This is a genomic window from Pseudoalteromonas lipolytica (assembly GCF_001306915.1).
Classification (GTDB): domain Bacteria; phylum Pseudomonadota; class Gammaproteobacteria; order Enterobacterales; family Alteromonadaceae; genus Pseudoalteromonas; species Pseudoalteromonas simplex.
Window position 1 is genome coordinate 1 of sequence record NZ_LJTC01000004.1, and the last position, 24,316, is coordinate 24,316.

17 protein-coding genes and 1 pseudogene are annotated in these 24,316 nt (G+C 42.6%); 8 read left to right on the forward strand and 10 right to left on the reverse strand.

Annotated elements, in window-relative coordinates:
- Positions 1-718: pseudogene (locus tag AOG27_RS06655) on the forward strand (IS630 family transposase); the annotation flags it as partial.
- 183 nt (positions 719-901) lie between these two features.
- On the opposite strand, the gene AOG27_RS06660 reads toward AOG27_RS06655, so the two are convergent.
- The 5 genes from AOG27_RS06660 to AOG27_RS06680 form a co-directional block, all read right to left on the reverse strand.
- A complete protein-coding gene (locus tag AOG27_RS06660; RefSeq protein WP_054552241.1) occupies positions 902-1,603 on the reverse strand; it encodes a hypothetical protein in 702 nt (233 codons plus the stop codon).
- Between the two features lie 91 nt (positions 1,604-1,694).
- Positions 1,695-2,972 carry a LysM peptidoglycan-binding domain-containing protein gene (locus tag AOG27_RS06665; protein WP_054552242.1) on the reverse strand — a complete coding sequence of 426 codons (1,278 nt, stop codon included), beginning with the start codon at positions 2,970-2,972 and terminating at the stop codon, positions 1,695-1,697.
- Between the two features lie 118 nt (positions 2,973-3,090).
- Positions 3,091-3,630 carry a hypothetical protein gene (locus AOG27_RS06670; RefSeq protein ID WP_082389218.1) on the reverse strand — a complete coding sequence of 180 codons (540 nt, stop codon included), beginning with the start codon at positions 3,628-3,630 and terminating at the stop codon, positions 3,091-3,093.
- A gap of 85 nt (positions 3,631-3,715) precedes the next feature.
- Positions 3,716-5,020, reverse strand: a complete 1,305-nt coding sequence (locus tag AOG27_RS06675; RefSeq protein WP_054552243.1) for a sensor histidine kinase — start codon at positions 5,018-5,020, stop codon at positions 3,716-3,718.
- 3 nt (positions 5,021-5,023) lie between these two features.
- Positions 5,024-6,427 carry a sigma-54-dependent transcriptional regulator gene (locus AOG27_RS06680; RefSeq protein ID WP_054552244.1) on the reverse strand — a complete coding sequence of 468 codons (1,404 nt, stop codon included), beginning with the start codon at positions 6,425-6,427 and terminating at the stop codon, positions 5,024-5,026.
- Positions 6,428-6,657: 230 nt separating this feature from the next.
- Here AOG27_RS06680 and AOG27_RS06685 point away from each other — a divergent pair, with 230 nt between their 5' ends.
- The 4 genes from AOG27_RS06685 (at position 6,658) to AOG27_RS21195 (ending at position 11,662) form a co-directional block, all read left to right on the forward strand.
- Positions 6,658-7,911 carry an efflux RND transporter periplasmic adaptor subunit gene (locus AOG27_RS06685; protein ID WP_054552245.1) on the forward strand — a complete coding sequence of 418 codons (1,254 nt, stop codon included), beginning with the start codon at positions 6,658-6,660 and terminating at the stop codon, positions 7,909-7,911.
- 11 nt (positions 7,912-7,922) lie between these two features.
- Positions 7,923-8,624, forward strand: coding sequence for an ABC transporter ATP-binding protein (locus AOG27_RS06690; protein ID WP_054552246.1), 702 nt, complete (start codon positions 7,923-7,925; stop codon positions 8,622-8,624).
- A 1-nt stretch (position 8,625) separates the two neighbouring features.
- The gene (locus AOG27_RS06695; RefSeq protein WP_054552247.1) at positions 8,626-11,022 is read left to right on the forward strand and encodes an ABC transporter permease; all 2,397 of its coding nucleotides are present in this window, start codon (positions 8,626-8,628) and stop codon (positions 11,020-11,022) included.
- Positions 11,023-11,215: 193 nt separating this feature from the next.
- Positions 11,216-11,662: an REP-associated tyrosine transposase gene (locus tag AOG27_RS21195; RefSeq protein WP_082389219.1), complete on the forward strand. Its 447-nt coding sequence runs from the start codon at positions 11,216-11,218 to the stop codon at positions 11,660-11,662.
- Positions 11,663-11,953: 291 nt separating this feature from the next.
- On the opposite strand, the gene AOG27_RS06705 is transcribed toward AOG27_RS21195, so the two are convergent.
- The gene (locus AOG27_RS06705) at positions 11,954-12,481 is read right to left on the reverse strand and encodes a sugar O-acetyltransferase (protein ID WP_054552249.1); all 528 of its coding nucleotides are present in this window, start codon (positions 12,479-12,481) and stop codon (positions 11,954-11,956) included.
- 155 nt (positions 12,482-12,636) lie between these two features.
- Between AOG27_RS06705 and AOG27_RS06710 the strand changes: the two genes are divergently transcribed.
- From AOG27_RS06710 to AOG27_RS06720, 3 genes are all read left to right on the forward strand, one after another.
- Positions 12,637-13,407, forward strand: coding sequence for a DeoR/GlpR family DNA-binding transcription regulator (locus tag AOG27_RS06710; protein ID WP_054552250.1), 771 nt, complete (start codon positions 12,637-12,639; stop codon positions 13,405-13,407).
- Positions 13,408-13,502: 95 nt separating this feature from the next.
- On the forward strand, positions 13,503-15,323 hold the full coding sequence (gene glmS / locus AOG27_RS06715; protein ID WP_054552251.1) for a glutamine--fructose-6-phosphate transaminase (isomerizing): 1,821 nt from the start codon (positions 13,503-13,505) through the stop codon (positions 15,321-15,323).
- 156 nt (positions 15,324-15,479) lie between these two features.
- The gene (locus AOG27_RS06720) at positions 15,480-16,598 is read left to right on the forward strand and encodes an alpha/beta hydrolase (RefSeq protein ID WP_152967128.1); all 1,119 of its coding nucleotides are present in this window, start codon (positions 15,480-15,482) and stop codon (positions 16,596-16,598) included.
- A 19-nt stretch (positions 16,599-16,617) separates the two neighbouring features.
- Here AOG27_RS06720 and AOG27_RS06725 read toward each other — a convergent pair whose 3' ends face one another.
- The 4 genes from AOG27_RS06725 to AOG27_RS06740 all read right to left on the reverse strand — a co-directional run bounded on the left by AOG27_RS06725 (position 16,618) and on the right by AOG27_RS06740 (position 24,270).
- Positions 16,618-16,797 (reverse strand): hypothetical protein, encoded by a 180-nt coding sequence (locus tag AOG27_RS06725; protein ID WP_054552253.1) that lies wholly within the window; start codon positions 16,795-16,797, stop codon positions 16,618-16,620.
- Between the two features lie 274 nt (positions 16,798-17,071).
- Positions 17,072-20,287, reverse strand: a complete 3,216-nt coding sequence (locus tag AOG27_RS06730; protein ID WP_082389220.1) for a S41 family peptidase — start codon at positions 20,285-20,287, stop codon at positions 17,072-17,074.
- A gap of 157 nt (positions 20,288-20,444) precedes the next feature.
- Positions 20,445-21,818, reverse strand: a complete 1,374-nt coding sequence (locus AOG27_RS06735) for a hypothetical protein (RefSeq protein WP_054552254.1) — start codon at positions 21,816-21,818, stop codon at positions 20,445-20,447.
- A gap of 28 nt (positions 21,819-21,846) precedes the next feature.
- The gene (locus AOG27_RS06740) at positions 21,847-24,270 is read right to left on the reverse strand and encodes a TonB-dependent receptor (RefSeq protein WP_054552255.1); all 2,424 of its coding nucleotides are present in this window, start codon (positions 24,268-24,270) and stop codon (positions 21,847-21,849) included.
- Positions 24,271-24,316: the final 46 nt, after the last annotated feature.

Here is a 24,316-nt window from a genome sequence, read left to right on the forward strand (position 1 = left end):
GACATTGTGCATTACATTCACACTGAATTTGGTGTTCATTACCACTTAAATCATGTCTATAAAATTCTAAAGCAACTTGGCTTTAGTTGGATCACAAGCCGCTCTAAACACCCAAAACAATCATTACAGAGCCAAGAGGCTTTTAAAAAACTTCCAGCTGGAAACGATCCTTCACACACCAGGACACCTTCCTCTTGATCGGATCGACGTATGGTTTCAGGACGAAGCACGATTTGGCCAGCAAAATCAGACTACGCGCATTTGGGCTGAAACAGGTACTCGGCCACGGATTGTAAAACAACAGCAATTTGACTATGGATATTTATTTGGCGCGGTATGTCCAGTGACAGGCCAAACAGAAGCGTTAGTTAGCCCATTCGTAAATAAAGAAGCAATGACGCAGCATATGCGCCAGATATCACACGCGACACCTGTTGGAAGGCATGCTGTCGTGATAATAGATGGCGCAGGCTGGCACACATACGATACAGCTGCAGAATTTAAAAACCTAACCCTGATAAAGCTCCCATCTTATTCACCAGAGCTAAATCCAATAGAGCAAGTATGGAGCTGGATACGACAGCATTGTTTATCCAATAGAGTGTTTTCGGGCTATGACGAAATTGTCGATGAAGTTTCAAAGGCATGGAATCACTTTATTTCAATCCCGGATCGAGTAAGGAAAATGTGCAATCGGGAATGGATTAAATTGATTTAATCTTTATACGGAATGGTATTATTTCACCTCGCGCTAATTCGTCTTTTATCAATGAGCTTTACCTCTTCATTGTGCATGACGAATTACCACGCTGTTGGGTTTCGCTTCGCTCTACCCAACCTACGGCAGATTTCCAAACTTTACTCTTGCAACTTTCCCCTCGCTAACTTTACTCTTTCTAACTCACTCACACTGCTGTATCTCTTTTACATCACCGCGGCCATCGCTTAGATAGCATTGTTCTAGTAAAGAGCAATAGCAGATCTCGGTTTTGATGCTATTACGTTGCTTGTTTACTTTGTCCCATTGAGTTTCATTAAATCCCGTTTGCTTGAAACCAAAAAGTTTAAGTTTGCTGCCAGATGCCAGCAACCGGTTATCACTAGCACTCGTCATAATCCAGCCAAATGCTTCGAAAATATTTATATCGGGAGAATTATCTTGCAGAGTTTGTAGCTGTGTTTCATATGCTTGTGTATCAAAACAGCATGCAGAAATTACTTTATAGATATCTAAATATGATTGGTCGTTATAATGATACTTCACATACTTTACTATCGCAGGTCCTGAGCCTGAATTAGTGAGTACAAAGGTGATTTCAGATTGATTTTTTTCTTCATTAAAATTCCCCGTCATCACTTCGAGCCATGGCCAGGTTGCGGCTTTTACTTGTCGTTCTGCGGCGCTGGCTTGCAAGTAAGTGGCATAAAAGGAGGCTGCGGAGATAATAATGGCGCAGAGTGCGAGAAATAGGTTTAGCCGCTCGTTGGTAAACCATCCATTGCGCTGAGTGTTTTGCTGGGTGGTCTTTGTTTGCTCTTCAACGTTGGAGTCTTGCTCTGATTTAACGGTTGAACAGCTTGCGTCCTGTTGCTGATTATCCATAATTTTTAATTGTTGTTTTTATAGACTAATAAAGATACAACTTTAATTGGATAGATAAAAGAGACAGGGAGTAAAACTCCCTGATTTGGTATTAACTATTTGAGATAAATACGGTGAGCTTTTCACCCACTCTTAAGCTATCTCTTGAAAGGTTATTCCATTGTTTGAGTTTAGTGATACTGACTTTGTATTGCTTTGCTATCTTCCAAAGGCTATCGCCAGATTTCACCTTATATTCGATTTGCTGATCAGCCAATTGTGGCAATATCAGTTTTTGACCAATACGGATAGTGTTTGTTTTTAGGTTATTGAAGGTTTTCAGTTGGCTAACTGTTACTTTATAGTTTTTTGCAATCACACTTAAGCTATCACCGCGTTTAACAGTGTAATGTTGCCACTGGCTATAATCATTGCTCTTTTGATTAGCTAATAGAGTTTGATAACTTGCTTGCTGATCTTTGGGAACCACAATATGTGGCGCATCAATCACTGCTGGGTATCGGATAACACCATGGTTTAGCTCTTCAAGCTCTTGCCATTTCGCTTTGTCTGCCAAGATCACTGCACCAGTTACTGGTAAGGTCGCAATAGCCTGCTCATTCTTAATGGCAGGGAATATCATTTTTTGGTGCTTTAATAATTGTGCTGCGGCCAGTAACTTAGGCACGTATTGTTTGGTTTGCGATGGTAGTTTTAAGTTAAAGAAGTCCGTCGACTTACCTTGTTTTTTATTACGAGCAATTGCCTGTAATACACGCCCTTCACCAATATTGTAGGCAGCAATAGCATGATACCAATCGCCATCAAAGCGTTTATAAAGGTATTCCATAAAATCCAAAGCAGCGCGGGTGCTGTCGATCACATCTTGGCGACCATCATACCAAGGGGTAATTTTTACTTTAAAGTATTTGGCGATTGAGGGGGTGAGTTGCCATAAACCCGATGCATGTTTGTGCGAATAGGCACTGGCATCAAAATCGCTCTCTATAAGCGGCATTAGAGCGAGTTCTATTGGTAAGTCACGGTTTTCTACTTCTGTGACGATATGATACAAATACGGCGCTGCACGGCGGCTTATTTCTTCCATGTAATTAGGATGAGTAAGGTACCAAGCAATGCGCTTTTGCACATCTGGGTGACTTGAATCGCTAAACTGTAGTTGAATGCGAATACGCTGCCATACGTCATCAAGTTCACTTGGTTTGAGCGGTGTCACCGCGTCTACTTGTGCTGTTTTAGCTTCTGCAACCACAGTGCCTGGATTGGCTTTGATGATGGGCTTCTTTTCGGGAAGTGACTCAGGGGCAGTCTGACAGCCTGTTACAATAAAAGAAACAACAACAAGGCCTAAAAATCGATTTAAAAACACGTATTAAAATACTCCGTTAACTTAGGTGCGGGTAAACTAAAGCGCCTAAGCTTAACATAGGGTGAGCTAAAAATGACCATTAGATTAACAGCTCGCTAACTTACTCACCCAATTGAAATTAAAACGAAATACTAACTTGTAACCCAGCATAACCATGGTTTTGCGCTTCCCAATAGCGGCTGTCTATTTCTCGGGCTCTGGCATAAATCTCTATTCTGAATGGCTTTGAGTCCACGCCCATGCCCACACCAACATAGCCATCAATATTATTGTGGTCGTCATCATAGCGGTCTCTGTAGTCGTGGTCATCTCGGTCGTCGTATACAGCAAGCTCAATTAAATCTAACCCCACTTCGCCATAGACAAAAAAGTCACTGAAATAGCCAAATTTGATGCCGCTATCTAAGGTGAGAAATGTCTCCCGATCACCTTTTTTAGTAAATACTTCTGCTGAGCCCAGTGCCGTTGTAAATGCTGCGCCGAAATTACTGTAGTTATTTTTAGCCATAACTTCGATGCCGGCTGAGGTGATTGAATCAGTACTATTATGCTCTGACTTAACAAACAGGTTCATATTAGGGCTGTCATAAATACCAGCAAAGCTTGTAGCAGGAATGAAGGCAAGTGAAGAAAACAGTGCTAAGGCAAGGTATCGCATATTGGTTAGTCCATTAAACGTTAATGGGTTGATGATACCAAACAGCGCCTTAGCAAATTGTAAGTAAGTGTTCTAACTATGTAAGTTAGCCGAACACGCAGCGGAAGCAGGCTCCTTGCTGGCGTTTGATATATACCAGATCGCCGCCATGATTGAGCATGATCTGGCGTGATAAACTTAAGCCTATTCCTGAGCCTTGTTGCTTGGTGGTAAAAAATGGCACAAAAATCATCTCAATCACATGATCGCTGATACCTGTACCATTGTCACTGACCTCTAAATACAGTTGCTGATTAGCATTTTGTGCAATGCTTACCTCAATGCACTTTGCTGACTTTGAAGTATTTAACTGCTTAAGGACATCAAGGGCATTGGTAAGCAGGTTTATTATTACTTGTTCAACTTGGCCTCTATCTATCATTACTAACTGTTGGCTTTGCACCGATAAATTCAACGTAATATTAAGTTGCTTAGCTTGTTGTGAGTGCAGAGCGACAACTTGCTTGGCAAGATCTGCCAGAATATGTGGCTGTAAGTGTGGGGCGGGTAAGCTACTAACCTTTTTAAATTGCGCTATAAATTCCCCTAAATGCTCGGTTCGTGATGCGAGTGTTGTTAGGGCGAGTTGCAAGTCTTGTTTATCTTCCTGATCATCAAAACTAAGCTCAGTTGGCAGCAGCGCCGTACAAGTTTGTGCTAAAGAAGAGAGTGGCGTAATCGAATTAGCAATTTCATGGGTTAGTACTTTGGTAAGGCGCTTATAAGCTTGTTGCTCTTTTAATTGCAGCTGATCATGAATCGATTGCAAACTGATCACTTTACGAACTTTACCTTGGATTTCGGCAATACTGATCTGCACAGATAACGTATCGTGCTGCTCACCATTTTGCCATGGCACGGTATTACGGCTATTTTGTTTTGCGTCTTGAACGAGGTTTGCGATTACACCTAAATCATCGATGTGCTTTACAGCCTGCCCAAGCAAGCGACTGACCGCAGGGTTACTTTCAATAATATTGCCTTGTTCATCACATACTAATACTGCTAAATCGATATGAATTAATAGTGCTTGTAAGAACTGGGCTTGTTGCTCTGCATTAAAACGCGCAGCCTGAATTTGTTGTTTAACCTGCTCAAATTGCTGCTGCATAGGGTGTTGGTCGCCAAAGCCTAATGTGCTGTCTCCATTCGCTAAAGCGCGAAAAACCATATCTGCACGCCTTGTTTGGCGTTTAAATAAATTAAAAATTTGCGCGGCACATACTAAATTTAAAATAACTAAAAGTGCCGAAATTGCAGAAAACCCGCTTTGCTCTACTTGCCAAAACAAAGTAATTGATAAACCTATTAGTGCAGCTAATAGGCTGGCTAAGATAATAAAGTTTCGCATCGATTAAAGTCCGTATTTTTCTAAACGACGATACATGGCTCCGCGTGTTAGGCCGAGCGCTTTTGCTGCATGACTCACGTTCCCTTGAAAATGCTTTAAAGCTGCACGAACGGTTCTTTGCTCGATGATTTCGAGATCAAAAGTGTCGTAGTCAGTGGCGTTTGAAGAGAGCTCAGTTGTGCTAACAGCAGCATTTGGTGAGCTTATCACCGAGCTTATATCGAGCTCTGAGCCTTCTGATAGGATGACAGCTCGCTCAATTGCATGGGCAAGTTCACGGACATTGCCAGGCCAATGATACTGGCTTAAACGTGTCATATCAGATGCAGCAATCGAGAGCTCACGTTTGTATTTATGTGCAAAGTGCTGCAAGTAGTAGTTACACAGTAATGGAATGTCTTCACTGCGCTCACGCAGAGCTGGCAAACGGATCTCTACGGTATTAACACGGTACAGTAAGTCTTGCCTAAACTTGCCTTCAGTAACTGCTTGTTCGAGGTTTTCATTGGTTGCACAGATCAAACGAATATCAATATCGATGACTTTAGAGCCACCAACCGGTGTTATTTGCCTGTTTTGTAGTGCCGCAAGTAGTTTAACTTGTTGGTTAAGCGGTAAATTACCTAGCTCGTCTAAAAATAAACTACCACCATGGGCCAGCTCAAATCGGCCAATGCGATCTTCTTTCGCGCCAGTAAACGCCCCTTTTTTATGGCCAAATAGTTCGCTTTCAAACAGGCTTTCGGCTAGTGAGCCCATGTCTAGGCTTATGAAGGGTTGGCTTTGGCGCTGGCTTGCATTGTGGATTGCATGGGCAGTGAGTTCTTTACCTGTGCCACTTTCGCCACTAATCAATATGTTGGCATCTGTGTTGGCTGCTTTGTCGATAACCGAAAAAACCTGCTGCATGGCATCACTTTGGCCTAAAAACTCAAATGGTTGATTGCCGATTGACTGCTGCAAGGCTTGTTTTTGCTTTGTGAGTTTACCAACTTGCTGTTTGTCTTTAGCGTGTGAAAATGCCGCTGCAACAGCACCGAGTAATTGCTCATTTTGCCAAGGCTTGGCAATAAAGTCAGAGGCACCGGCCTTAATTGCTTCGACCGCTAGCTGAATATCGCTGTAGGCCGTCATAAGCAGTACCGCAATGTTAGCGTCTTGGCTCATGATTTTTTTTAGCCAGTAGAATCCTTCTTTGCCACTAATTGAGTCTTGCGTGAAGTTCATATCGAGTAACACTACATCTATGGCCTGATCCGCCTCATGCTGTGCGTTAATGATAGCTTCGATATCAAAGGGGTTATCTGTGGTTTTTACAACCTGATAATGCTGCTTTAAAAGTAATCGTGCGGCGATAAGTACGTCGGGGTTATCATCGACGATAAGAATTGATCCTGCTTGTTTCATAGCTATTTATTATTATTCCTTTATGGGAACACTAAGACTAATTGAAAATAGTAACAGTGTCCATTTATGGACGATATATGGGTTTTGAAGTGTTCTATAAACGGACACTTGATTATATGCATGTTTATTGGTTTTTATATAAGTTATTGTAATTTAATAAAAATAAAAGTTGGCACAAGAGTTGTTTTATCTATAGGTAATTAGCACCTAGATAACTTAAAGGCGTCAACATGGATAAGAAAATTACACGCTCAAATAACAAAGCATTTTTTAAGAAATCAGTAATTGCAGCAGCATGTTTAGCTGTTGCGGCAGCAGCTTATGGTTTCACGCAAACTGAGCAAACAGGTCGTAGTCAGCAAGTAACCGCGACAAGCTTAACGATTAGCACAGTACAACAAGGTGAATTTGTTGATGCTTTAAGTCTTCGTGGTCAGGTTATGCCTCGCACGACTATTTACCTCGACACCATTGCCGGAGGCCAAGTTGAAGAGCGACTTGTTGAGCAGGGTGAATTTGTTAAAAAAGGCCAACCACTTGTGCGTTTAAGCAATACCAATTTGCAGCTTGATGTAATGAGCCGTGAAGCACAGGTGACTGAGCAGCTTAACTTTTTACGTAACACGCAAATGAATATGGAAACCAGCCGTTTAAACTTACGCCGTGATTTGCTTGAAATCGATCTTAAAATCACACATTTATCGCGTCGCTTAAAACAGACTCAGCCGCTAGTGAAAACAGGTGTGTTAGCTCAAGAGCAATTATCTGAAATTCAAGAAGACTTAGCGTATTACAAAGCGCGTAAAGAACTAACCCTTGAGCGCCAAAAGCAAGAAAACAGCATTCGTGAAGTTCAGGTAGCCCAGCTAAAAGACAGTGCCGACATGTTAGAGAAAAACCTACAGTTTGCACGTAAGAACCTTGAAAACCTACTCGTAACAGCACCTGCTGATGGTTATTTAAGTGAACTTGATGTTGAAATTGGTGAATCAAAAGGCCGTGGTGCTCGCCTAGGGCAGATTGATATTCCTAATGAATACAAGCTAGTTGTGAGACTAGATGAGTTTTACCTGAGCCAAGTTCAAACAGGTATGCAAGTGCTTATTGAGCATGAACAAGGCGAAATTGCGGCAACAGTTAGCAAAATTGATAGTCGTGTTCAGCAATCACAGTTTCAGGTTGAAGTCGATTTACCCAATGGTACGAGCAACATAAAACGCGGACAAAGCCTTGATGTGCAGCTGATGCTAGGTGATAGCAAAGGCACTGCCTTATTACTTGAACGCGGCGCATTTTTTACCAGCTCAGGAGGTAACTGGGTTTATGTCATGGAAAAAGATGGCAATCGTGCAGTACGAAAAGACATTCGTCTTGGCAAAAAGAATCAAAACTATTATGAAGTGTTAAGTGGCCTAAGCGCCGGAGATCGCGTGATCACCTCTAGCTACAGCAACTTTGATAAAGCACAACAACTACAATTTTAAGGATAAAAACAATGATTAAATTAACTAACTTATCACGCGTGTTCCGTACTCAAGATGTTGAAACAACAGCGCTTAACAACATTAACTTACATGTAAACGAAGGCGAGTTTCTTGCCATTATGGGGCCATCTGGCTGTGGTAAATCAACATTACTCTCTATTTTAGGTATGTTGGATTCGCCATCAGCAGGCAGTTTTGAGTTTTTAGGCGAAGACATCGCAGGGTTTGGTGAAAAACAATTAGCGGCACTTAGAAAAGCGTCGATTGGTTTTGTTTTCCAAAGCTTTAATTTAATTGATGAATTAACAGTATTTGAAAACGTTGAGCTGCCATTACAGTATCAAAATATCTCAAAAAGTGAACGTAAACAGCGAGTAGAAGAAATTTTAAAACGTGTTGCAATCGACCATAGAGCAGATCACTTACCGCAACAGCTATCGGGCGGTCAGCAGCAACGTGTAGCGGTAGCCCGAGCTCTGGTGATTAATCCAAAACTTATCTTAGCGGATGAGCCTACGGGTAACCTTGATTCAAAAAATGGTGATGAAGTCATGGCGATGCTGCGTGAGCTAAATCGCGAAGGTACCACGGTAATTGTGGTTACTCACTCAGAAAAAGAAGGCAATTATGCTGACCGTTTAGTGCGCTTACTTGATGGCCAAGTGATGGTTGATAAAGCTAACCGTGTTCAACAAACAGCAGAGGTGGCATAACATGATTTTAAGTTATTTGATCACCGCGCTGCGTGCGTTTAAAAACCAAAAGCAGCACTTTATTTTAAATGTTCTGGGTTTAAGTGTGGGCTTAGCTGCGGCAATTCTAGTTGCTTTATTTGCAAAAAATGAGCTTTCGTACGATAGCCAACAGCCTCATGCGGAGCGTGTTTATCGCGTTGGCCAGGACTTCTCAAAACTTGGTTTAGCTGTGGTGCCTATTTTTAATTATGTGCAGTCAAAGCAGGCTGAAGATTACAGCCAAGTTGAAGAAGTGTTCGGATTAACTATGGTCGAGTTGACTCGTGAAGCCATGGTTGATGTGAGTTACCGCAACCAAGGCTATAAGTTAAATGCCTTATATGGTGCTACAGCAAATATTGAAAACTTTATTGCTCTGAAAACGCTGGCGGGTGACTTAACAACAGCAATGAGTACACCAGACAGCCTCGCTTTAAGTGAGTCAGAAGCTCTGCGCATTTTTGGTCGCACCGATGTGATTGGTGAAACACTAACGCATGAACAAGGACAGTACACGGTGCGTGCCGTGTTTGCGGACTTAAAAGATAACACTCACTTTGCCTTTAAAAACCTTGTTTATGTTAAGCATGATCCAAGCAAAATAGACATCAACAGTAGTTATGTTTATATGCGTGTAGCAGAGGGCACCGATACCGATGCATTAGCTAAAACCTTAACAGAGCGCTTTTTTAGCAACTCGATGCTGGAGCAAGTTAGTTTAGAGCTGCATCCATTACTTGATTTGCACCTAACTGCAAAATCACCGTTTGAGATGAAAGCAGGTGGTGCTAAACAAGTGGTGATGATCTGTGTTGGTTTAAGCGTGTTACTTATTCTTATTGCAGGTTTTAACTTTATTAATATGACCGTCGCTCAATCGACGAAACGTGCAAAAGAAGTGGGTGTGCGTAAAGCGCTTGGCGCAAGTAAAGGCCAGTTAGTAACGCAGTTTTTATCTGAATCTGTGTTGGTATCAATGCTTTCAATGGTGATTGCTTGTGCTTTAGTGGAGCTACTTTTACCAAGCTTTAATCAACTAGTAGACCGTGAATTGGTCGTGAATTATGCCTCTGAATTTGGCATTGCAATTATTGTGGTCGCAATTGCTGTGGGCATATTAGCTGGGCTTTATCCTGCATTCTTTATTTCGTCATTCAGTGCAAAACGCGTTTTAAGTGGAGACTTACAACGAGGTAATACTGCAATATGGGTTCGTAAGAGCTTACTAACCTTACAGGCTTCGCTAGCAATAGGTTTAATCATTGCCTCTATTACTTTGTTAAAGCAATTAACTTACTTACAAAGCTTACCTTTAGGCTATGAAACGACACAAAGATTGGTTATTTCAGAGCTACCAGTAGGCGAAGTATTCACGAAAGAAAAAAATGCCTTAGTTAACCGTATTAGTGCAATTCAAGGCGTACAGCAAACAACAGTTATTGATACCCGTTTAACTGTTTCAATCAATAATACACTTATGCCAACGTGGCCAAATGGTGAAGCATCTGGCAGCTTAACGCCTGTTGTAGGTGCAAGCTACGATGTTGTAAAAACGCTAGGGTTAAAACTGGTTGCTGGTCGTGACTTTAGCCGTGAATTTGCCGGTGATTGGGCAAGCCGTGCAAATGGAGTAACAAGTACGGGCACCATCGTGACTGAATCTGTCGCAAGGCAAGCGGGTTACACTAACATGAGTGACATTATTGGTAAGGTTATTAAAGACTCAGGTCGCGGCATAGATATGCGTGTTGTAGGTGTGGTTGAAGATGTAAAAGTAGGTAATGCTAAAGATGCCAACTCAAATATTATGTTCTTATGTGGCTTTAACTTTTTATCACCAGTATCAGAACTAATTTTAACGATTGATCAGCAAAACTTGCCTTATATTAAAGCTCAGATCGCTGAAGTATTAGCAAGCTCAGCCAATATCTATGAGCCAAAAATCAACTTACTCGCAGACAACTACAAAACTCTGTTAAAAGGTGATGAGCGAATTTCGAATGTCGTTTTAATTTTTACCGGTCTTGCTGTGTTCTTAACTTGTTTAGGTACCTTTGGTTTGGCTTCGTTTGCAACAGTGCGTCGTCAAAAAGAAGTGGCCGTTCGAAAAGTGCTAGGTGCATCACGCATCAGTATCGTAAATATCATTGCTAAAGAGTTCTTAGTGCTGGTGGCGGTAAGTATTGCTATTGCGTATCCAGTGACTTACTTGTTAGTTGGTGATTGGTTAGCAAACTTTAATGACCGTATTGAACAAGCTGTATGGGTGTATTTAGTTGCCGCCGCCGCGGTGGCAGCGATTACCTGGGTTACCGTTGCAAGTTTAGCCTTTAAGGCCGCAAGCACCAGACCATCACTTATCTTGCGATATGAATAACAGTTAACTAACTCCTAATTATAAGCCCTGCAATACAGCTGGGCTTTTTTAGTTTTAAATGCTTATTGAGGATGGCTGTCACCTACGTAGGGCTATTTTTTGTTGCCATAAATGACGACCTACGGTAGGACGTGCTTTAGCGCGTTAATCTACTATATTTAATATTCTACAATTTTATGAAAAAGGATTTTTCATAAGCTGGAGTCATTTAAAGAAAGGACGAGTTTCAATTCAATCAGGTGAATATTTCATAACATTCAACTGCCATAACCGAAAAGCATTGTTCACTGATCATAACTTAGCAAAAGTATTTTGTAGGTGTATTGAAAGAAATGAACTATTGCATCAATGCTGCTGGTTAACTTGGGTGCTTATGCCCGATCATTTTCATGGTTTATTAAGGCTTAGCGATAGTAGCTTGGGTAAAACAGTTGGTCATCTAAAAGGTCTTTCTGCTAGAGAGATAAACAAGATACGTTGTTTTTCGCAAACGGTGTGGCAACCTGCTTACTATGACCATGCACTACGTGAAGAAGAAAGTAGAATAGCTGTAGCCAGATATATCGCAGCAAACCCTTTGCGAAAAAAGCTTGTAGATAATTTAGGTAGTTATCCATATTGGAATTCTGTTTTCTTGTGATTGGTTGTCGCCATAAATGACGACCTACGTAGGACGTGCTTTAGCGCGTAAATATGTATTTTTGTCGCCATAAATGGCGACCTACGTAGGACGTGCTTTAGCGCGTAAGCATGTATTCTTTGTCGCCATAAATGACGACCTACGTAGGACGTGCTTTAGCGCGTTAATATGTATTCTTTGTCGCCATAAATGGCGACCTACGTAGGATGTGCTTTAGCGCGTTAATATGTATTCTTTGTCGCCATAAATGGCGACCTACGTAGGACGTGCTTTAGCGCGTCGGTATGAGAGTTAAAGGTCTTTAACCTTCACTGCGGGGTTACCTGCTACTAGAGTATTTGCCGTGACATTTTTGGTAACTATTGCCCCGGCGCCAATCACGGCATTATCAGCAACTTTAATACCCGCAAGTATAATAGCGCCTGCACCAATCCATACATTGTTGCCAATGCTAATCGGCGCTGCAAAATTAGCTTTTGCTAAACGCTCGGTTGGGTTTACAGCATGCGATACCGCGAGTATTTGCACATTAGGACCTATTAAGCAGTCATCGCCTATCGTAATTTGCGCATCAGATAGCGGTGCATCGAGCATAGTACAGTTAATATTTATGAAGGTTCGATCACCTATTTTAATACCACTGCCATAATCACAATGAAAACCCGCTTCTATAACAACCTGCTCTCCACAGTGAGCAAACATGCCTTTTAGTCGTTTTAAATTGCCTTTACTCGGGCTTTTTGCAAATAAACGGCAAATTTCATGGGCATTTTTTCGTTGTTCGAGTAAGGACTTATCGAGGCTATTAAACTCTTTCATGGGGCATGCTCATGGTTATATTTGCCAATAGCTTAGCGTGTTGGTCATGAAGATCAAAATTAAAGCTGTGTAGGTTAACGAGTATTCACTTGCCATTTATATTGTTTCGTTTAAAATCTCACAACTTTCGAAACGAAACTTATGTAATTCACTTTATGACAAAACGAAACACTCAACAACGTCGCCATACTATCTTAAGCCAAGTGAATGAACTTGGTGAAGTTGCTGTTGAAGCGTTAGCAGAGCAGTTTCAAACTTCTGAAGTGACGATACGTAAAGATCTGACAGCCCTTGAAAAAAGTGGCTTGTTGCTACGCCGTTACGGTGGCGCTATTGCATTGCCGCAAGAAATCGTTGCAAATAGCAACGAGAAAAGCGACTCGCTTCGCAAAATGGCAATCGCACAGGCGGCTGCAAAGCTTATTAAAGACCATAACCGCATCATCATTGATAGCGGTCGCACTACAGCGGCGATGATCCCTGAGCTTGCTAGTAAGCGCGGTTTAGTGGTGATGACAAATGCTATTAATGTCGCTAACCGGCTGCTTTCATTAGAAAATGAACCAACACTTTTGATGACCGGCGGAACTTGGGATCCACATTCAGAATCGTTTCAGGGCCAAGTTGCGGAGAATGTTCTACGCTCTTACGACTTTGACCAACTGTTTATTGGTGCCGATGGCATTGATATTGATAGAGGTACTACAACCTTCAATGAATTAGTGGGGCTTAGCCAAGTGATGGCTGAAGCTGCCCGAGAGGTAGTGGTGCTGGTTGAGTCAGAAAAAATTGGCCGAAGAATACCGAATTTAGAACTGCCTTGGCAGCGTGTTACCACAGTTATCACAGACAACAACCTAAGTGCAGATAAGCGCGAGGCGATAACAGCATGTGGTGTACAGCTGATCTGTGCAGAAATTGAATAACCCGTAATAAGACCGACAACACCTTATTACGCATCATTTATGACAACACATACCGCCCAAAGTAGAACGCTTTGGCATGTGCAAAAGGAGAAATTATGTGTGGAATCGTTGGGGCTATTGCAGAACGCCCAGTAAATAAAATTCTTGTTGAAGGCCTTAAACGCCTTGAATACCGTGGCTATGACTCAGCTGGTGTGGCTTTACTTAAAGGTACTGAGCTTAACACTGTAAAAGCAGTGGGTAAGGTTGCTAACCTTGAAGCGGCACTTAACGATGCAGCAGTTAATGGTACTACTGGTATCGCGCATACGCGCTGGGCAACTCATGGTGGCGTAACTGAAGCGAATGCTCACCCACATGTTTCGAATAGCGAAATTGCCCTTGTTCATAACGGTATTATCGAAAATCATGCCAGCCTACGTGATGCGCTTAAAGGCGACGGTTATGAGTTTTTATCAGAAACAGACACTGAAGTAATGGTGCACCTTATTCACCAACTTCGCCAACAACACGATACGCTTTTAGCTGCAGTACAGGCTGCTGTGAAGCAGTTTGAAGGTGCATTTGGTACGGTTGTTTTTGATAAAGCGAACGACAACGAAATCATCGTAGCGCGCTCAGGTAGCCCACTGGTGATTGGTTTAGGTCTTGGCGAAAACTTTATTGCCTCTGACCAACTTGCTCTATTACCTGTTACACGTACGTTTATTTACCTTGAAGAAGGTGATGTTGCTCGTATTACCCGTGACAGTGTAGAAATCTTTGATGCAAATGGTGATGCAGTTGAACGCGAAGTGATTGAATCAAACATTACGCAAGATGCATCAGGTAAAGGCGAATATCGTCACTACATGCTGAAAGAAATTTACGAGCAGCCGCTTGCTGTACGTAACACCCTTGATGGCCGTTTAGTTAATGACACTGTAGCGATTGATGCCTTTGGCGAAAGTGCTCAGCAAATCTTTAAAGACGTAAAACACGTGCAAATTATTGCCTGTGGTACTTCATACCACTCAGGTATGGTTGCGCGTTACTGGCTTGAACAGTTTGCAGGCGTGAGCTGTAACGTTGAGATTGCCTCTGAGTTCCGTTACCGCGAATCATTTGTACATGAAAACAGTTTACTTGTGACCATTTCACAGTCTGGTGAAACAGCCGATACGCTAGCTGCACTTCGTCTTGCAAAACAGCAAGGTTACATGGCGTCAATGACCATTTGTAACGTACCGGGTTCATCGTTAGTACGTGAATCAGATTTAGCCTTTATGACTAAAGCCGGTGCTGAAATTGGTGTTGCATCAACTAAAGCCTTCACCACACAACTTGTTGGCTTACTAATGCTAACGGCTTCGATTGCGCAAGAAAAAGGCTTAGAGCAAGGTGCGATTGTAAATGCAATTAAAACACTTCCTAACAAGTTAGAAGAAGCATTATTGCTTGCTGAGGGTATTGAAGATTTAGCTGAAGAATTCGCTGACAAGCACCACTCATTGTTTTTAGGTCGTGGTTCACAGTACCCAATCGCGATGGAAGGTGCGCTTAAGCTGAAAGAAATTTCATATATTCACGCCGAAGCATACGCAGCGGGTGAGCTTAAGCATGGTCCTCTTGCGTTGATTGATGCCGACATGCCAATCATTGTTGTGGCACCAAACAATGAACTACTAGAAAAGCTTAAATCAAACGTAGAAGAAGTACGTGCCCGTGGCGGTATTATCTATGTATTCGCAGACAAAGACTCAGCGTTTGAATCTGACGAAACAATGCGTGTAATCAACGTAAACCATGTAGATGACGTGATTGCTCCAGTTGTATATACAATTCCGTTACAGCTGCTTTCATACTATGTTGCGGTTATTAAAGGCACCGACGTAGACCAACCTCGAAACCTAGCAAAATCGGTAACGGTTGAGTAAGTTAAGAGTTTTATTTTTATTAAGGCGCAATATGCGCCTTTTTTTGTACCAGTAATTCTGTTAGCTTAAAAAATTACCAATATTTCTTAAGGATAAGTCGTGCGACTATTTAAGTTACTCTGTATTAGTGGTTTTTTACTCTGTACTAGTCTTGTAATGGCTGAACCAGCTGCAGATGATGCGGTTACACATTACAGCCAACATACGCATACTATCGAATCAAGTAATCTTAGTGAGCAACGCACTGTCGTTGTGCAATTGCCAAAAAGCTATCAAACACATCCAAACAAAAGATATCCCGTTATTTATCGTTTAGATGGGGCCGGTAATTTACCATTGATTAATGCTGTGCTTGAACGCTTACAACAAAATGATCAAGCGCCAGAGGTGATTGTAGTTGCGATTGAAAGCACTAATCGACTTCGGGATTTTTATCCTACAGTGAACAAAGAGCCACAAGGGCCTGTTGGCGAAGGCGGTGGTGCAGCAAAGTTTTTAGCTTTTGTAGAGCAAGAACTGATGCCTTTGGTTAATAAACAGTATCGTACTCATGATTATAGAGTTATTGCAGGAGCCTCAGCTGCGGGTGTATTTGCTCTTTATGCTATGCAGGCTGACCCTGAGTTATTTCAAGCGCACATTGCTTATAGCCCTGCGGTATGGTGGAACTATGGCGCCCCGGCTAAAAGTCTAAATACCTTTGTTACTAAAGCCAAAAGCATTAACAACTATGTTTATATGAATATCGGCGAAGAAGCCGGCATTATGCGCGAAAGATACGATGATATGCAGCAAACGATGCAAAATAGTAAGGTGCAAAATCTGCGCTTTAAGAGCGATGCCTTTGCAGGTGTTTCGCATAACCTAACCTCAGCCGCAGGGGCATTTAATGCGTACCATGGCTTATTTTTATCTAAACATATGCCTTTGAGTGCATTGGGCGATGATGTTTCATCAATTGATGCCTATTATCAACGTTTATCTCAGCAATGGGGCGAGCAAATAGCGCCACCAGACCGCGCTGTTAGGATGCTGGGTTACAGCTTAACGGATAACCAGCAATTTGAGCGGGCTATTGAGGTGTTTAAGTACAATATCAAAAACTACCCTAAATCAGCGTATGCACTGTCAGCTTTGTCATATGGCTATGAAATGCAAGGTAATGTTCGCCAAGCATTAGTTCAAATTGAGGCTGCAATCGCTGTTGCCGATGACTCTTATCCCTACCCAGATTACTTAAAAGAGACAAAAACGAGGTTACAAGGGCAGCTATAATTAAGCTGCCTTAAACAAATCAATGGTCTTGGTGATAATAGCTTAGGGTTTGTAGGGTAAGCGCAAATACATCTGCACTGTTATCACCATTAACGTTTTTAACCACAGTCACCGCGACAGTAATGCCCGGCACCGTTTTCGCACTCACCGCAGAAGGCGGCATCAATCGCTTTTGGTAGTTCAGCTGCGCTGCTAACATGAGCTGTATCCTTTTTGAGTAACCTTGCAGTCACTCTTGTTATTATTTTTAAGGCATTTTTAGATTGCTCAAATTTTCTCTAGATGACAACCCATAGGCGCTTAATTGCACATTTTTCACGTTGTGTTAGTTTGGATAAATATTAAACTGCACCAAAAATTTAGAACAAGTAATGTGTATTAGTTTGTATATACAAGTTTGAATATTAGATATTTAGTAAAAATAAACCCCGCATTGCTGCGGGGTTTTTTGCTTTTTAACAACCAGTTAAGAATTAAAAGTCAGTCGGTGCTGGTGGCACGGTGAGTGGCTTTTTCGGGTTGTCTTTTAGCTCTTTTAATAGCTCTTCTACGGCACGTTCAATCGATGGATCTTTACCTTGGTAGATTAACTCTGGGCGGTCAACAACCTTGATATCTGGAGTGACACCTTCGTTTTCGATGATCCAGTTGCCATCGTTATCTAAAATGCGGAATGTTGCCGCGATAACTTGGCCGCCATCGACAAGGCTTGGGTTACCCGAAATACCAATTAATCCACCCCAAGTACGGGTACCAATAAGCTTACCTAACCCCGCTTGGCGGAAGTAGTAAGGAATAGCATCACCGCCAGAACTTGAGTAACCATTGATCAGCATGGCTTTTGGACCATCATGAGCAAATTGTGGTGTTTTCGTAGGCTCAACACCGCGGCGCTTCCAGTAGTTAAGCGGTTTACGAGCAAGCCAAGTGATCATGTGCTCAGGAATAAAGCCACCGCCATTGTATCGGTCATCAATAATCATGGCGTCTTTGATGGTTTGCGGCATGTAGTTTTTGAACATGGCGCGGTTACCTTCGTAGGCTGTATTTGGTAAGTGAACATAACCAATACGGCCATTTGATAGCTTATCAACGTAGGCTGCACGAGAGTTAACCCAGTCTAAATAACGCAAACCTTGCTCGCTGGAGACAGGCTTAACGGTAACTTGCCATGCACCTTTGCTGCGCGGCTTACTGTTAAGAACTAACTCAACTTGCTCACCTTGAGTGTTCTCTAGTAGTTCGTAGAAGTTAGCTACGTCTTTTACTGAGCGGCCATTTACGGCAATGATGTAGTCGCCGTTATGTGCTTTTACCCCTGTTGTGCCAAGTGGTGAGCGGAAGTCTTCATGCCAGTTTTCACCTTGGAAGATTTGCTCAATTTTTACGTATCCAGATGGATCGCTGGCAAGTTTTGCACCCAATAAGCCGTGCTTTTTACGCTCTGCTTTTGGCATATCGCCCGACTGCACATAAATGTGGCCTGAGTTAATTTCACCTGCGATTTCACTGAGAATGTAATCTAGGTCACTACGGTGTGAGATTGCATCAGCCATAGGTTGATACTTGGCTAAAATTGCGTCCCAATCTTGGCCGTGATGGTTTTCATCGTAGAACCAATCACGTAATGTACGCCAGCCTTCAACATACATTTGCTGCCATTCAATTTGTGGCTCAATTTTTAAGGTCATGTTACTAAGATCTAGCTTATTCGCTGCTAGGTCTTGTTTTGCTTTAGGCTCAATTAAGCTGTAATCGTTACCCGCATGTACTAACAGGTGTTCACCGTTGCTCGAAATAGTATAACTACGAACCCCTTTAGCCACGGTTTCAAGCTCGCTGTCGTGAGCTGTGCCTATCAATTGTAGGCCACCATTAGCCAGTGTTAGCACGCCACCTTTTACTGCCGTTAAACCACGATAATCTCCAGCTGGCGCATTTAAAGCGGTTACACGCTGCATAAAGTCACTGCTTTGCAGGCTATTTTTCGCTTTCTTGTCGTCATCTTTTTGTTTATCGCTGACGATCGCTGTTTCATCACTTTGTAGTGCGATAAGTGGTTTGATGCTGTCATTTACGGCTGCGGCATAAATACGCGTTGCACGATTAAACATGTAGTCAAACTCGTAGCTGCTAAAGGCTAAGTTAAAGTCGCGCTCAGAACTAAAATACAGGTATTGACCATCAGGAGAGAAAGTTGGGTTTTGCTCATTGGTCATTTCATCCGTTAAGCGAGTCACTTTCTTTTTATCAACATTGTAGTGCCACAGTGAGGCATAGCGGTTTTCATTGTTTTTCACATACACAATGTCTTCGCTATTTGGCGACCAAGTATATTGGCGAATGCCTTCTTCATCGTAGATGCTGGTATCAATTTTGTGTTGTTTTCCTGACTTTGCATCTATCCACCAGAGTGTGTGGTTTTTATCTGCAAATAACAGTTTTGAGCTATCTGGTGACCAAATTGGCGTAAAACGCCAAATAGTGCCGTTGCTGGTTAGCTGCTTGGTGGCATTATTTTTACTGCGATCTTTTAAGTAAATTTCGTATTCGCCACTTTCATCGCTCATATAAGCAATATAACGGCCATTTGGCGACCAACTTGCGTCAATTTCGCGGCCTTTTGCTGTGTAAGATAAGTTACGTGTTGGGCCTTGTTTAACCGGTACGCTAAATAGCTCACCGCGGGCAGTAAAGAGTGCACGCTTACCATCATGAGAAATCGACATTGAGTCGATAAAGTCACTCACATTTTTTGTGTACGGCATTGCGTATTGACGCACACCAGCAATGTTAATGCTCAGCTTGCTGCTTTTTTGAGTTTTTGGATCAAAGCGGTAAAGGTAACCACCGTTTTCATAAACAACGGCATTTGGGCCAGCTGATGGCCACAGTACGTCAAAGTCTTTATGGTTGGTTAGTTTTTTCGGCTCAGCGCCTTTTTGGTATTGATACAGGTTAAGGGTGTAATCACGGTCAGATACAAAGTAAATGTTGTCGCCAACCCAAGTTGGTTGCTGATCGGTAGCGCGGTTACTGGTTAGCTGCTCTGAGGTATTGTTTTTTAGATCGTAAACCCAGACATCTTGTGCACGACCGCCACGGGTACGCTTCCAAGTACGAAATTCACGGTCAATTGGCGTGTAAACATATTTACTACCATCTGGCGAAAGCATGCCGCCACCGGTTTCTGGAATAGCCAGAGGCTGCTCAAGGCCACCGTCAGCAGGCACCATGTATGGACGACCCATACGTTTACCCCACGGTGTGCGGTTAGCACGAAATACCACATTTTTGCCATCTGGTGTCCAATCGAGAACACGATAATCAAAACCGCCGCGTGGTGGCATTGGGCCAACATCGTTGTAGTAAGTCAGTTGTTTTAAGCCAGAACCATCGCTGTTAATGACATAAATTTGGCGGCTGCCATTGTACTCGGCTGCAAAGGCAATGCGTTTACCGTCAGGTGAAAACTTAGGGAAGGTTTCAAAGCCAATATGGTCGGTTAAGCGTTTGCTCTCGCCAGTTTGCGTATTAGCAATGTAAATATCGCCACCGTACACAAAGGTAACGTTTTGGTTATGAATATCTGGAAAGCGCAGTAAGCGCGTGTCTTTAGTTTCGTAAGCTGATGCCCAAGGCGCCAGTGTCGCAGCCATGGCCAGTGCCAACGTTGTTAGTTTTTTCATGGGATTACATCCTATTTTGGGAACTGTTACATCATAACTATTCAGTTTTAAATAGCGATGCAGTTGCGATGAAAGTCTGTTACAAAATATGAATAAAAAAAGGTTGGCACTAAATGCCAACCTTTGCGAGCTATGTCATACCATAAAACATAACTTCTTAGTGGTCGTGATCGTCACTTTCTTCTGCAATACCTAACCAAGTGATAGCGCTTGGTGCAAAAGTCAGTTCAAGATCACCTTCAATTTCAAGATCTTCGATATGTACTTTTAGTACGTGCTGAGCGATAGGGTCAGCAACGTAAGCAAACTCACTATTTTGTGACACAGTCATGCTGAAGTTCATGCCCTCTGGCATCGTTGTTACGTCTTCTTCAGTGATATCTACTTTACCGGCAAGCTCCCAGTGCATGTGGCCGTCGTGCTCATGAGCTTCAAGCACGTTTAAAAAGCCTAAGCTATCAAGCACTAAAAAGTGCTCTCCGCTTGCTGAGAATGAGTAAGATACTGCACTTGCGCCTTCATCAAGCTGCCACTCAAGTACTTCCATTTCAGCTTCGCTTGGATTGATACTTACAAATACACCTGATGCAATTGCAATGAAGCTTTCGCTACCTTCATGGCCATATAATGTGCCAATACGTGTATCACCTAGCGCATCTATATTTGCGATTTTTTCTGCATGATATTCATCATCATGCTGGTGGGCTACCAGTACACCGTCACCACAACCAAATGCTACATAATCATGGTTTTGCGCTGCACCGTGTAAATCTGGGCAAGTAACTTCAAATGTTTGTTCAAGCTCATATTCACCGTCATGAAGGTGGAAAACACCCACTTGATCCGGCAGGATTTTAGCGTTTGAAGTGCTTTCGCTATCCGCACGACGCAATGTTGCAACTAGGTGCTCGCCACGAGGCTCTGCAACACCGTGCATATTGATGTCGTACTGAATACCTGCAAGCGTCTCTGTTTCGTTTGTAATATCGTTATCAGTTAACACTTCTACTGAGGCAACTGTACCTGCGTCGGCATTACCATCGTAAAACACGGCCATTTGGCCATCATGTTTAACGATGTGAGTAGGGCGGCTGCCAGTTGTTAGCTCGTAGTCACTAAATGCTGGACCTTGTTTATAGTCATGTAAATGCTCGCCATGATCTTCACGCCATAAACCGCCATCGATAAAACCTAAGTAATCTTGGTTACGGTTAGCAATAACCGCATAACGGTAGCTTGGTGAAACATTTAGTGAGCTTGATTCATGAGTAAGCGAAAACGTTTCTAGTAACGAGTCGTCATCTAAATCAAAAATATTCGCTTCGTTGCTATCTGCTGCTAAAACCGCTAAACGACCCATTGAGTCAATGGTATAGCCATCGTCATGATCGTGATCATGGTCATCACCACCGTCGTCTGGAACCTCAATAGGATCTTTCTCAACAATATTTGTTTCTGCATCACCACATGCGGTGATCAGGGTGCTACTAATTGCCAGTGCCAATAGTTTTAATCTAAATAAGTGTGTCATGTAAGTTTCCTTTATTTGTAATTTTGTTTTAGAAGTAGCCGCGAACACCAAGCGCAAAACTACGCCCTGGACGTGGTGCTATATCTTTTAAAAATGAGCTATGAACGCGGGCTTCTGTGTCCGTTAAGTTAGTGCCTTTTAGGTAAAGTGAGACGTCTTGGTTCAATACCGATAAGTCATAAGAAATACTGGCATCAACAAGGGTATAGCCGTCTGTTGTGGTTTCTTCTTGTGCTATGCGGTCTTGTTCTTGGTAGCGCGTAACGTGAATATTTGCCGTTAGGTTTTCGGTTTGATAGCTAAACTCAGTACCAAAACGCAGTGGTGGAGTACGCGGTAAATCTCCGCCGTCTTTTAGGCGCGCGCGGACATAATCAGAGAATAAGTCGACTTTAAATTCGTCGGTTAACTGCCAAGCAACTTGCGCTTCAAAACCATGTAAAACCACGTCATCTGTTTTAAATAAATAAACAGGTAGCTCAGATGAATGATCGTGCTCATCTTCGTGAGCATGTTCATCGCCATGGTCGTGATCATGGCCACTTTCTGCGTATAGGCCTGTGTTGACCTGGTAATAATAGTTATCTACTTGGTTGTAAAACGCATTGAAGATAAAGCCAATATCACCTTCGGTTTTACGGAATGTCAGGTCGATATTATTTGCTGTTTCTAAATCGATAGCCTCTTCTGATAGCTCAAAATGACCATCATGAGTGTCGAATAGCGCACCAACTTCATAAGTTGCAGTACCAATGTGTGGGCCAAAAGATAACAGCTCAGAAGCAGACGGAGCACGCTCAGAACGCGATACCGATAAACCTAGGTTATAACCCGGTGTAAAATCCCATACCACACCTGTTGATAAACTGACCGGTGTAAACTCTTGGGCGACATCAAATACACGTGTGTAGTTTGATTCTTCGTGTCCATGATCATGGTCGTGCTCATCACCGTCTTCATCATGTGCATGGGCGCCAATGTCTGGTAAAAGTACATTGTTAGCATCAATAGTAACTCGCTCAACACGGCCACCTAATTGCACTAAAAAATCGCCAAAATGCTTTTCTTCCATAATTGCAAAAGCAATACTTTCAGTAACAGACGGAGGGGTGAAGGCTTCAGAGCCTTGTGCTTCTACATCACTTTTTTTGTAATGAAAGCTAACGCCACCATTCCACTCATCAAATTGGCTATGCAGAATGTCAACGCGCAGCTCATTGGTTTCGTTTTTGAAGGTTGTGCCTACTACGCCGTGTTCGATTTCAGCGTGTTCGTAGTCAGTGTGGCCCGCACGTAAGTTAATTTTGCTTAGCCATTCACTGTCGATATTGTATTCACCAAGCAGCTGAACTTTGGTTTGTTCAAGATCAGCAAAAACGGCTTCTTCTTCGCTGTGCTCCTCTTCATGGTCATGTCCTTCATGCTCTTCTTCTTCACCATGAGTATGGCCAGGAATACCGTATTGGCGGTTAAACTGCTCAACCGCAACACCAAGGTAACCTTGCTCAAATAAATAGCTAGTGCCTAAAGTAAAGCCATCTGAGTCTTCATTACTGTTTTCTACTACGTATTTTGAGCTGTGCTCTGTGTCGTCAATATCGGCGGCAACAGGTACTTCGTAATCGTCTGATTCACGCCAGAATGCATCAGCATAAAAAGCAAATGACTCTGTCCCTGTGGTAGCATTAAACGAAGCAACTTTTTGCTCATCTACAGAGTTATGTTCTAGGTTCCACTCACCGCGTGTTGTGCTATCTGTTGGTACTCGACTATCAACTACGTTGACGACACCACCAATTGCACCGCTGCCATAAAATAGAGTTGCTGGGCCACGTAATACTTCTATTTGCTGCGCCGTTGATGCTTCAGATGCCACTGAGTGGTCAGGACCAACACGTGACACATCACTGACATCTAAGCCATTTTGCGTAATTAAAACACGTGGGCCGCTTAAACCACGGATCACAGGGGTACTGGCAACCTTGGCATGAAAGTTTGTGTTAACGCCCGGTAGTTTTTCGAGGCTATCGCCAAGCGTTGATGCTTGTTGGCGTCTTAATTGTTCGCCTGATAACACACTAACTGGTGAGGCAGATTCCATCGCTGACATATGAATCGGCGTTGCTTCAACATCAATCACTTCAATCGGTGAGCGCTTCAGATTAAAGGTTGCGCTATGGTCTTGGTCATTGGCAAGCGTGATATCACGGTGTAAGTGAGCATAACCTGGCGCTGAAATATGCAGCTCTTTTAAGCCGTTATTTAAGCCGCTGATTTCAAACTCACCTTTGTCGTTGGTTGTTACTTTTTGATCAGAGCCTTCAAGGTCAACAGTGGCATTTGCAACCGCTTTACCTTGGTTATTTAACACAACGCCTTTGATTGACTGCGCCAAGACACTGGCTGGTAATAACGTCGCTATGACGACAGCTATTTTTGATATGTTATTCATTAGTTACCACTCTTTTAGTACGTTATAATGTATCAATTGTGCTTTA

Excerpts from the sequence above, each read along its gene's own strand:
- AOG27_RS06660 (WP_054552241.1), bottom strand. The coding sequence starts at position 1,603 with ATGGATAATCAGCAACAGGACGCAAGCTGTTCAACCGTTAAATCAGAG.
- AOG27_RS06670 (WP_082389218.1), bottom strand. The coding sequence starts at position 3,630 with ATGCGATACCTTGCCTTAGCACTGTTTTCTTCACTTGCCTTCATTCCT.
- AOG27_RS06675 (WP_054552243.1), bottom strand. The coding sequence starts at position 5,020 with ATGCGAAACTTTATTATCTTAGCCAGCCTATTAGCTGCACTAATAGGT.
- AOG27_RS06680 (WP_054552244.1), bottom strand. The coding sequence starts at position 6,427 with ATGAAACAAGCAGGATCAATTCTTATCGTCGATGATAACCCCGACGTA.
- AOG27_RS06685 (WP_054552245.1), top strand. The coding sequence starts at position 6,658 with ATGGATAAGAAAATTACACGCTCAAATAACAAAGCATTTTTTAAGAAA.
- AOG27_RS06690 (WP_054552246.1), top strand. The coding sequence starts at position 7,923 with ATGATTAAATTAACTAACTTATCACGCGTGTTCCGTACTCAAGATGTT.
- AOG27_RS06695 (WP_054552247.1), top strand. The coding sequence starts at position 8,626 with ATGATTTTAAGTTATTTGATCACCGCGCTGCGTGCGTTTAAAAACCAA.
- AOG27_RS06705 (WP_054552249.1), bottom strand. The coding sequence starts at position 12,481 with ATGAAAGAGTTTAATAGCCTCGATAAGTCCTTACTCGAACAACGAAAA.
- AOG27_RS06710 (WP_054552250.1), top strand. The coding sequence starts at position 12,637 with ATGACAAAACGAAACACTCAACAACGTCGCCATACTATCTTAAGCCAA.
- glmS (WP_054552251.1), top strand. The coding sequence starts at position 13,503 with ATGTGTGGAATCGTTGGGGCTATTGCAGAACGCCCAGTAAATAAAATT.
- AOG27_RS06720 (WP_152967128.1), top strand. The coding sequence starts at position 15,480 with ATGGCTGAACCAGCTGCAGATGATGCGGTTACACATTACAGCCAACAT.
- AOG27_RS06725 (WP_054552253.1), bottom strand. The coding sequence starts at position 16,797 with ATGTTAGCAGCGCAGCTGAACTACCAAAAGCGATTGATGCCGCCTTCT.
- AOG27_RS06730 (WP_082389220.1), bottom strand. The coding sequence starts at position 20,287 with ATGAAAAAACTAACAACGTTGGCACTGGCCATGGCTGCGACACTGGCG.
- AOG27_RS06735 (WP_054552254.1), bottom strand. The coding sequence starts at position 21,818 with ATGACACACTTATTTAGATTAAAACTATTGGCACTGGCAATTAGTAGC.
- AOG27_RS06740 (WP_054552255.1), bottom strand. The coding sequence starts at position 24,270 with ATGAATAACATATCAAAAATAGCTGTCGTCATAGCGACGTTATTACCA.